A 9,806-nucleotide genomic window follows, 5' to 3' on the forward strand; every position below is an offset into this window, starting at 1 on the left:
TCGAAATTATGAACGAAAGCGAATTTCTTGCCTTGGCCGAGGCCATTCTGGATTCCATCGAGCAGCAGGCCGACGTCTGGTTCGAGCAGCGCGACATCGACATCGAGGGCACGCGCAACGGCAACGTGCTGACCCTGGCTTTCGCGGACGGCAGCCAGGTGGTGATCAACAGCCAGGCGCCGATGCAGGAAATGTGGGTCGCCGCACGCAGCGGCGGCTTCCATTATCGCCTGAAGGACGGGAAGTGGCTGGACACCCGCAGCGGCGAGGAACTGGCCCAGGCGCTGTCGCGGATTTGTTCCGAGCAGTCGGGGGCGGATATCGTCGTCGACCCTTTGCCCGCCCGCTGAGGGATATTACGCCAGGGCACGGCGGACCCGGCTTTGCCCGTCCGCCAGTACCGCGTCACCACAAGAAAGCGCCGCCCCAAGGCGGGCCCAGGCCCCCTCGGGGAGCTGCCGCGGAGCGGCCGGGGGCTCACCATACGGGGCGCGCGAAGCGCCTAGGGGGGGCTCTACGGCAGGTAAGTTTCCGGCCGGCCGCTGTTGCTCGTGTTGCCGCCCGTTCCGCCGCTGCCGTTGCCATTGCCGTTGATCAGGTTGCCCAGGCTGTCGATCAGCCGTGACATGGGGTCGGCGGGCGGCGGGGGCAGACCGACGCTGGCGACCGCCTGGCCGGGCGGGAATTCGGCGAAGTAGTAGTCGCCGTTCTGCACGATGATGCCGGGCGGCATGGGTTGCTCGTGCTGGGGGATGTCTTTCAGCGCGCGCTGCATGAACTTCAGCCAGATCGGCATGGCCGCGCCGCCGCCGGTTTCCCGCACGCCCAGCGAGCGGGGCTGGTCATAGCCCAGCCAGGCGATGCCCACCAGTCCCGGCGTGTAGCCTGCGAACCAGGCGTCCACGGAGTTGTTGGTGGTACCCGTCTTGCCGCCGACGTCCTTGCGCTTGAGCGAGAGCGCGGCGCGGGCGGTGCCGACCCGCACCACGTCGCGCAGCATGGAGTCGGCGATATAGGCGGTGCGTGCGTCGATGGCGCGCAGCGACTCGTCGCCTGCCTTGGTGGGGCGCGCCTGCATCAGGACCCGCCCGGTGCTGTCGGTGACCTTCTCGATCAGGTAGGGGGTGACGCGGTATCCGCCGTTGGCGAATACCGAGTAGGCGCCGGCCATTTGCAGCGGCGTGACCGAGCCCGCGCCCAGCGCCATGGTCAGGTAGGCGGGATGGCGGGCGGCGTCGAAGCCGAAGCGGGTGATGTAGTCCTGCGCGTACTGCGGGCCGATGCTTTGCAGGACGCGGATCGACACCATGTTCTTCGATTTCGCCAGGCCTTGGCGCATGCTCATCGGAGCTTCGTTCCGGCCGTCGTAGTTCTTGGGCTCCCAGCGCTGGGAACCCGTGGCCGAGGCTTCCAGCACGAAAGGATCGTCGGAAACGATGGTGGCGGGGGTCAAGCCACGCTCCAGTGCGGCGGCGTAGATGAACGGCTTGAAGCTGGAGCCGGGCTGGCGCCAGGCCTGGGTGACGCGGTTGAACTTCCCGTTGTGGAAATCGAAACCGCCCACCATGGCGCGGATCGCCCCGTTCTGCGGATCGGTGGAGACGAACGCGGCCTGCACCTGAGGCGTTTGCAGGATTTCCCAATCGTTTCCGGTTTTCAGGATGCGCACGATCGCGCCGCGTCGCAGCCGCACGGAAGGCTGGGCCTTGGGCGAGAGCGCCGGCTGGACGAACTTGAGGCCCTTGCCCGTGATGTCGATGATCTCGCCGGAACTGCGGGCCACGCGGACCGTCTTGGCGTCGGCCGACAGCACCACGGCCGCCAGCAGCGTGTCGCTGTCGGGGTAGTCGTCGAGCGCGTCGTCGACGGCGTCGTTCAGTTTCTCGGGATCGTTGTCGATGCCGTTCGGCAGGTCGACGAAGCCTTCGGGGCCCCGGTAGCCGTGCCGGCGCTCGTAGTCGAGCACGCCGTCGCGCAGCGCGTCGTAGGCGGCGTCCTGCATGTCGCGGTCCACCGTCGTGTAGACGTTCAGGCCGCGGGTGTAGGTCTCTTCCTTGTAGATATCGTAGACCAGCTGGCGGGCCAGCTCGGCCACGTATTCCGCGCGCACGCCGAATTCCCCGCCCAATTGCCGGATCTTGAGCTTCTCGTCGAGCGCCGCGTGGTATTCGGGCTCGGTCAGGTAGCCCAGGCTGAGCATGCGCTGCAGCACGTACTGCTGGCGCAGCTTGGCGCGGGTGGGATTGACCACCGGGTTGTAGCGCGAGGGCGCCTTCGGGATGCCGGCCAGCATCGCGGCCTCGGCGGCGGTGATTTCCGACAGCGGCTTGCCGTAGTAGATGCGCGCCGCCGACGCGAAGCCGTAGGCGCGCTGGCCGAGGTAGATCTGGTTGATGTAGAGCTCGAGGATCTGGTCCTTGGTCAGGCTGGCTTCGATCTTGAAGGTGAGCAGGATCTCGTACAGCTTGCGGGTCCAGGTCTTTTCGGAGGACAGGTAGAAATTGCGCGCCACCTGCATGGTGATCGTGCTGGCGCCTTGGCTCTTGGAGAAATTGACCAGGTTGGTCAGGGCCGCGCGCATGACGCCGGACCAGTCTATGCCGCCATGTTGGTAGAAACGGTCGTCTTCCGCCGACAAGATCGCCGATTTCAGTACATCCGGCACCTCACGGATACGGACCACGTTGCGCCGTTCTTCGCCGAACTCGCCGATCAGGGAGTTGTCCGCGGTGTAGACGCGCAGGGGCATCTTGGGGTGGTAGTCGGTCAGGGCGTCCAGGTCGGGCAGGTTCGGGTAGGCCAAGGCCAGGGCCAGGCCCACCAGCAGGGCGCCACAAACGGCCAGACCGGCGAAGATGCCGGCGACCTTGAGGAGAATACGGGACATGAGGAAGCTGCTTCTCGTGCGAGGACGAGACCCATTATAGGAACATAGGAACGGATCGGCTTATAGACCGGCCCGTGGGGCGGGCGTTCCTGTAACAGTTGGTGTGCCCGGCCTGCCGGCCGATTTCCCGCTTGCGCCGCTCTTGCGGGATAATGCGTCTTTATATCGATCTTCTCGTGGCTTCGGCCTCACCAGCTAGTGGACCAGGTCTCTTACGATTCATGCGCGGCCGCCGCCGCAGGGCCGGCCGGCTCGCCGTTCGTGCCGCCCGTGTTCCTGGTCGGAATGATGGGGGCGGGCAAAACCACCATCGGCCGCGGGCTGGCGCGGGCGCTGTCGCGCCAGTTCCTGGACGTGGACCTGGTGCTTGAAGAGCGCTGCGGGGTGCGCGTCCCCGTCATTTTCGAACTGGAAGGCGAGGACGGCTTCCGCCGCCGGGAAACCGCCGCGCTGGACGAATGCAGCCGCATTTCCGGGGTGGTCCTCGCCACCGGCGGGGGGGCGGTGCTGGCCGAGCGCAATCGCCGCATGCTGAAAGAGCGCGGCACCGTGGTCTACCTGCGCGCCCGGGCCGAGGAGCTCTACCAGCGCACCCGCTACGACCGCAACCGGCCGCTGTTGCAGACCGCCGATCCCCTGGGCCGCATCACGGAGCTGCTCGGCCAGCGCGAGCCCTTGTACGAAGAAATCGCCGATCTGGTCATCGATACGGGCAAGGTGTCCGTGCCGAAGCTGGTCAGCCGCATCCTGCCCCTGCTCGCAACGTGCAACAAGCGGGTGCAGCCGCCCGCAGAATTGCCGCCGCTGGAGTGTCTATGAAAGAAGTCCGTGTCGAGACGCCGGGCGGGAGCTATCCGATACGGATCGCTCCCGGACGCCTCGATCGCCTGGCCGACGCCGTTCCGGCCGACGCCACCACCCTGGTGCTGGTCACCAATCCCACCGTCGCCGCCCTGTACGCGGAACGCGCCGAACAGGCGCTCGCGGCCACCGGCCGGCCGGTGTTGCGCATCGAGCTGCCCGACGGCGAGCAATACAAGGATTGGCAGACCCTGAACCTGATTTTCGACGCCATGCTCGCCCGGCATTGCGACCGCAAGGCCGTGATCGTGGCGCTGGGCGGCGGCGTGATCGGCGACATCGCCGGCTTTGCCGCGGCGGTCTACATGCGCGGCATCCGCTTTATCCAGGTGCCTACCACGTTGCTGTCGCAAGTGGATTCGTCGGTGGGCGGCAAGACGGCCGTCAACCATCCCATCGGCAAGAACATGATCGGCGCGTTCTACCAGCCGATCGCCGTGGAGATCGACACCGACGTGCTGGGTACGCTGCCGGCGCGCGAGGTGTCCGCCGGCCTGGCCGAGGTGATCAAGTACGGCGCCATCCTGGATGCCGATTTCTTCGCCTGGTGCGAAGCCCACGCGCAGGACCTGCGCGCGCTGGAGCCCGCCGCGCTGGCGGTGGCCATCGCCCGCTCCTGCGAACTCAAGGCGCACGTCGTCTCGCAGGACGAGCGCGAGACCGGGCTGCGCGCCATCCTGAACTTCGGGCATACCTTCGCCCATGCCATCGAGGCCGGGCTGGGGTTCGGCGCATGGCTGCACGGCGAGGCCGTGGGCTGCGGCATGGTGCAGGCGGCCGAGCTGTCGGCGCTCGCCGCCGGGCTGCCCCAGGCCGAGGCCGAGCGCATCCGCGCCCTGGTGCTGGCCATAGGCTGTCCGGTCTATGCGCCCGATCTCGGCACCGAGCGCTGGTTCGACCTGATGCAAGGCGACAAGAAGACCGAGGCCGGCCAGATCCGCTACATCCTGCTGCCGCGGCTGGGAGAGGCGGTCCGCATGCCTGCCGACGAGGTCCTGGTCAGGCAGGCGCTGGACCGGACCGTCGCCAAGACCGCGGGCGAGCAGCCAGCCGTTATCGCCTGATCCCGTCCCTCCGGAGGAGCCCTTACGTTCATGCCGCAAGTCCTCGCTCCGTACGCCGCCGACCCGGCCGCCACCCGTGGCCGGCGCCACCCCGAGCCTCCTCCCCAGGGGCGCACCGAATTCCAGCGCGACCGCGATCGCATCATCCATTCCAACGCCTTCCGGCGCCTGGAATACAAGACCCAGGTATTCGTGAACCACGAGGGCGACCTGTTCCGCACCCGGCTCACGCACAGCCTGGAAGTCGCGCAGATCGCCCGCTCGGTGGCGCGCAACCTGGGACTGAACGAAGATCTGGTCGAGGCCATCTCGCTGGCGCACGACCTGGGCCACACCCCGTTCGGCCATGCCGGGCAGGATGTCCTGAACGCCTGCATGCGGGAGTTCGCGCCGGAGGCCGGCGGCTTCGAGCACAACCTCCAGAGCCTACGCGTGGTGGATGAGCTGGAAGAACGCTATGGCGACTTCAACGGCCTGAACCTGTGCTTCGAGACGCGCGAGGGCATCCTCAAGCACTGCTCGCTGACGCGGGCCGCCCGGCTCGGCGACGTGGGCGAGCGCTTCCTGAATCGTACCCAGCCTTCCCTCGAGGCCCAGCTGACCAACCTGTCGGACGAGATCGCCTACAACAACCACGACATCGACGACGGCTTGCGCTCCGGGCTGATCACGCTCGAACAGATGCGGCAAGTGGGCATTTTCGGCCGCCACTATGCGGAGGTCGTCCAGCGCTATCCGGACCTGCCGGAGCGCCGCGCCATTACCGAAACGGTGCGGCGCATGATCAACACGCTCATCATCGACCTGACCGAAACCACCGCCGCGCGCATCGCCGAGCACAAGCCCGGTTCCATCGACGACGTCCGCCGCGCGCCGCCGCTGGTAGGCTTCAGTGCCGGGGTGAAGGCCGAGGCCGAGGAGCTCAAGCAGTTCCTGCGCGACAACCTCTACTGGCACTACCGCGTGCTGCGCATGACCACCAAGGCCAAGCGCGTGCTGCGCGATCTATTCACGGCGTTCCTGGAAGATCCGCGGCTGCTGCCGCCGCAGTACCAGGCGCGGGCCAATGTGGACCAGCCGCGTGCGATTGCGGACTACATCGCGGGGATGACCGACCGGTATGCGATCAAGGAGCACAGGCGGTTGTTTCTGGTGAGCGACGAGCAATGAATGGTGCGAGCCGCCGTGCGGCATGAAATCAGTCCTGGACGCCAAGGTGCCGACAGGACAATGCGCTCGACAGCTATATCAACGCGGGTTCATTGATGACCCGGTCAATAAATCCAAGTCCTTGTGGCTGACCGACGAAGGCGTACGGGAGTCCGAGCGTTTGTTCATGAAGCTCTTCACGAAGAATGCAGCCCAGGGGTCTGGCGAGTCCCAGCTTTTGCCGTCGGCTAGAGCAATCATCAGTTTCGTCAGGGATTTCTCTGTGCGATTGACGAAGAGAGGACGGTAATCGACAGGTCGGACTTACGGCTGGGGCGAAGCGGAGTTAGCGTGATGGTGTTTCCTTCATCGGCCCAGTACGATTGATTACGAGGTTTGGATGTAAACGCGTTTCTTCCGATTGGAAGTATTGGCGTCGTTAAAAAACTGGTAGATTTTCGCCGGTTTGTTTTTTCTTTTTAAATCAATCGGTTAGATTTGGTGTGTTCCCCGCGTAAGCGGGGATGAACCGGCGGTCGCCATAGGTAGTGCTCATCGGCGAAAGTGTTCCCCGCGTAAGCGGGGATGAACCGCTTCTCCCGGCAAACGTGGGCGACGATTGCCGGTGTTCCCCGCGTAAGCGGGGATGAACCGCGCAGAAGAAGGCGGAGCAGAACCGCGTTCTGCGTGTTCCCCGCGTAAGCGGGGATGAACCCGCGCCGCCGCAGTTTCTGCCGGTGCCATCGAGGTGTTCCCCGCGTAAGCGGGGATGAACCGACGCCCAGCTTATCGAGTCCCGGGAGTTTGGCGTGTTCCCCGCGTAAGCGGGGATGAACCGCAATTTGCCGGCGGCCATCTAACGATGATCGGGGTGTTCCCCGCGTAAGCGGGGATGAACCGGATTGGACGGACGCTTTGAAGGGCATGTCGAAGTGTTCCCCGCGTAAGCGGGGATGAACCGGTCGCCAGCAAATGCGCGGGCAGGGCGCTATCGTGTTCCCCGCGTAAGCGGGGATGAACCGGGGCTCATACTGGATGCCGACGTCCAAACTCCGTGTTCCCCGCGTAAGCGGGGATGAACCGCCGATCATGGCTTTCTGCTCGTCATCACGGTCGTGTTCCCCGCGTAAGCGGGGATGAACCAGGGCACCTCCGGCAATTGCGCCGGCGGCCCCACGTGTTCCCCGCGTAAGCGGGGATGAACCGCAAATCATCAAGAACGCCATCGTCTACAAGGCGTGTTCCCCGCGTAAGCGGGGATGAACCGGTCATATTCAGCCGCGCCGCCGGGGCGGCAACCGTGTTCCCCGCGTAAGCGGGGATGAACCGGCCTCCCGCATTTGTGGCGTCGGTTCAACCGGGTGTTCCCCGCGTAAGCGGGGATGAACCGTAGTCGCGCAGGGACATGCCGGACCCGGGGTTGTGTTCCCCGCGTAAGCGGGGATGAACCGATGTACAGCGGCGACATGTCCATGTCTGGCCCGTGTTCCCCGCGTAAGCGGGGATGAACCGATATCATGCCGCTTCTGTCGGCCATCCACGCGCGTGTTCCCCGCGTAAGCGGGGATGAACCGCCCCGGGGGAAAGACGCAATCAAGGGAAGCGGGTGTTCCCCGCGTAAGCGGGGATGAACCGGGATATCGGGCACGATTTCGTTGGTCTGCGACGTGTTCCCCGCGTAAGCGGGGATGAACCGACTGACCCAGCCGGCGCCCTGAGACTGTAGAGGTGTTCCCCGCGTAAGCGGGGATGAACCGAAACGGCTGGTCGCTCGCATCGGAACCACTCCGTGTTCCCCGCGTGAGCGGGGATGAACTGGAAACCGCCATGTCCGTTTTGACTTAAGGCACGTGTTCCCCTCATGAGCGGAGATCAGTCAATCTCTAGAAGGAGATTGACCCTACTGATTTTTGTAACTACAATAATTGAAATGCACATCGTCTTCGACCCTGCAAAAGATGCCGCAAACATGGCTAAGCACGGCGTATCGCTTGCAGGTGCTGTCGAGTTTGAGTGGAGTGATGCGCTGATGAGGGAAGATCAGCGACATGATTACAAGGAACGGCGGATGACTGCCATCGGCTACATCGGCCAACGGCTATTTGTGGTCGTGTATGTTGATCGTGGCAATGCGCGGCGCATCATCAGTCTGCGCAAGGCCAATAGCAGGGAGATGAAACTCTATGCCCAAGCTTAAACCCGGTACCATCGTGCCGACCCCAGAAGAAGACGCCGAGATCCAGGCCGGCATCGACGCCGATCCTGATACCCATGAACTGACGGCAAACGATTTCAAGGTGATGCGTCGCGTCGGGCGGCCCCGTGCCGCAGTAACCAAGACTGCCGTGACGATCCGGTACGATCAGGATGTCATCGATGCATTCAAATCCTCGGGCTCCGGCTGGCAAACCCGCATGAATGATGCGTTGCGGGACTGGTTAAAGACCCATCAGCCGCGCTGATCCCATAATCACAAGAGACCCTGTCACCTAGCTGGTGACCTCGCCTTGCACCGTTCTCGGTGCGCGCCATTCATTTCATGCGGGGACCTGGAATAGATATGGACTTCCAGGTGTCGCCCTTCTATGCAACTGACGAGCGTCTCGAAGTTCTATTTTTAAGCGGTGCTCTGATCTATCCATGCTCCGGTCGGCATGCCCCGGCACGGGATAACCCTGTTTGTATCAATAGTTATCAAAATGTTATGTTGATGAGAAATCATCAACAGACTGGCGTGATTGTGCCTGTTCGGTGGAGACGGTACGCGCGAGGGTCTTCATAGCAACTCTGTGAACAGAGGGAGTGTTCAATCCGCATCGTGTAGTCATGACTGACTTATCGTTGAGATACTGGGGAAAAGCGAAGCCGTCGAAGAACGGATCTGCCGGTTGGCATCTTCTGCCATACCACTGTCTGGATGTAGCCGCTTGTGGTGTTGCCTACTTTCGGCGCGCTTCGTCACTTCGTCGTATGTTCTGTGCCCGCCTGGGTATGACCGCCGATCAGCTTGAGAGGTGGACCGGTTTCTGGCTTGCGCTGCACGACCTGGGCAAGTTCGCCACTACTTTTCAGGGACAACGCAACGACATCCTGCTAAAGCTCCAAGGCCGCGAAAGCCGTCATGGCTATTCGATCCGGCACGATACGCTCGGGCTGGTTTATTGGTCAGTGGTGCTGGAAAGCGAAGCGGTCGAAGAAGGCTGGTTCGGTCCCGATAGTGCCCATCTATTGCCCGCCATTGACTATTGGGTGCGCGCCGTGACTGGCCATCATGGCCAGCCGCCTTCGGAGAACGAGGAGAGCCCCTGGCCTCACTTCGTCAGTCAGGATGATCGTGCCATTCGACAATTCGTCGATCAGATGCGCGTATTGTTCCTCGCGAACATGGATTGGCAGGCCCCTTGCTTTGCCGATCCTTACGCATTCGAGAACGTCACTCGCGGGCTATCCTGGTGGATAGCCGGGTTGGCGGTACTTGCGGATTGGGTCGGCTCCAACCAGGATTACTTTCCCTACCGGGACGACCAAGTATCGTGTGCTGAGTACTGGGAACGGGCGCTGGAGCGAGCTGCTACTGCCTGTGAGGCTATTGGTGTCTTACCCCCCGAAACCCGCCAGCGCGCCACCTTCTTTGAACTGTTTCCAGGGTTGGCGCAACCCTCGCCGTTACAAGCTTGGGCAAGCGACGCCCCTTTGCAGGCTGGCCCGCAGATCCATCGTAAGCGCTCAGTGAGCAGCGTTCTGGTGCGGGTGGCCTGTCGGTGTTAGGCAGGTTGTGCCGGAGTGGCCATGTTCCAAGGCAGCAGCTTCTCGTAGTCGTCGGCGGTTTGCGCGTATGGCAGCGC

General features: G+C 63.6%; 9 protein-coding genes and 1 CRISPR repeat array. Of the genes, 8 read left to right on the forward strand and 1 reads right to left on the reverse strand.

Annotation, left to right across the window (positions count from 1 at the left end):
* Positions 1-8 precede the first annotated feature (8 nt).
* Complete coding sequence (gene cyaY, locus CDO44_RS10080) at positions 9-350, forward strand: iron donor protein CyaY (protein WP_087780094.1); 342 nt, start codon at positions 9-11, stop codon at positions 348-350.
* A 164-nt stretch (positions 351-514) separates the two neighbouring features.
* Here cyaY and CDO44_RS10085 read toward each other — a convergent pair whose 3' ends face one another.
* Complete coding sequence (locus CDO44_RS10085; protein WP_087780095.1) at positions 515-2,887, reverse strand: penicillin-binding protein 1A; 2,373 nt, start codon at positions 2,885-2,887, stop codon at positions 515-517.
* A gap of 285 nt (positions 2,888-3,172) precedes the next feature.
* On the opposite strand from CDO44_RS10085, the gene CDO44_RS10090 reads away from it, so the two are divergent.
* From CDO44_RS10090 to CDO44_RS10120, 7 genes are all read left to right on the forward strand, one after another.
* On the forward strand, positions 3,173-3,706 hold the full coding sequence (locus CDO44_RS10090; protein WP_087780120.1) for a shikimate kinase: 534 nt from the start codon (positions 3,173-3,175) through the stop codon (positions 3,704-3,706).
* Entirely contained in the window at positions 3,703-4,812 is a 1,110-nt protein-coding gene (gene aroB / locus CDO44_RS10095; protein ID WP_087780096.1) for a 3-dehydroquinate synthase, read from the forward strand. The genes CDO44_RS10090 and aroB overlap by 4 nt, the downstream gene beginning before the upstream one ends.
* Positions 4,813-4,842: 30 nt before the next feature.
* Entirely contained in the window at positions 4,843-5,982 is a 1,140-nt protein-coding gene (locus tag CDO44_RS10100; protein WP_087780097.1) for a deoxyguanosinetriphosphate triphosphohydrolase, read from the forward strand.
* 22 nt (positions 5,983-6,004) lie between these two features.
* Positions 6,005-6,271 (forward strand): DUF6429 family protein, encoded by a 267-nt coding sequence (locus tag CDO44_RS28375; protein ID WP_087780098.1) that lies wholly within the window; start codon positions 6,005-6,007, stop codon positions 6,269-6,271.
* A gap of 193 nt (positions 6,272-6,464) precedes the next feature.
* Positions 6,465-7,840: direct repeats of the CRISPR family, unit length 29 nt; unit sequence GTGTTCCCCGCGTAAGCGGGGATGAACCG.
* Positions 7,841-7,891: 51 nt separating this feature from the next.
* Positions 7,892-8,158 (forward strand): BrnT family toxin, encoded by a 267-nt coding sequence (locus CDO44_RS10110; RefSeq protein WP_087780121.1) that lies wholly within the window; start codon positions 7,892-7,894, stop codon positions 8,156-8,158.
* Complete coding sequence (locus CDO44_RS10115) at positions 8,145-8,423, forward strand: BrnA antitoxin family protein (protein ID WP_087780099.1); 279 nt, start codon at positions 8,145-8,147, stop codon at positions 8,421-8,423. The genes CDO44_RS10110 and CDO44_RS10115 overlap by 14 nt, the downstream gene beginning before the upstream one ends.
* A gap of 364 nt (positions 8,424-8,787) precedes the next feature.
* Positions 8,788-9,729, forward strand: coding sequence for a CRISPR-associated endonuclease Cas3'' (locus tag CDO44_RS10120; protein WP_087780100.1), 942 nt, complete (start codon positions 8,788-8,790; stop codon positions 9,727-9,729).
* Positions 9,730-9,806: the final 77 nt, after the last annotated feature.

This window comes from Pigmentiphaga sp. NML080357 (assembly GCF_002188465.1).
In the GTDB taxonomy this organism is placed as follows: Bacteria; Pseudomonadota; Gammaproteobacteria; order Burkholderiales; family Burkholderiaceae_B; genus Pigmentiphaga.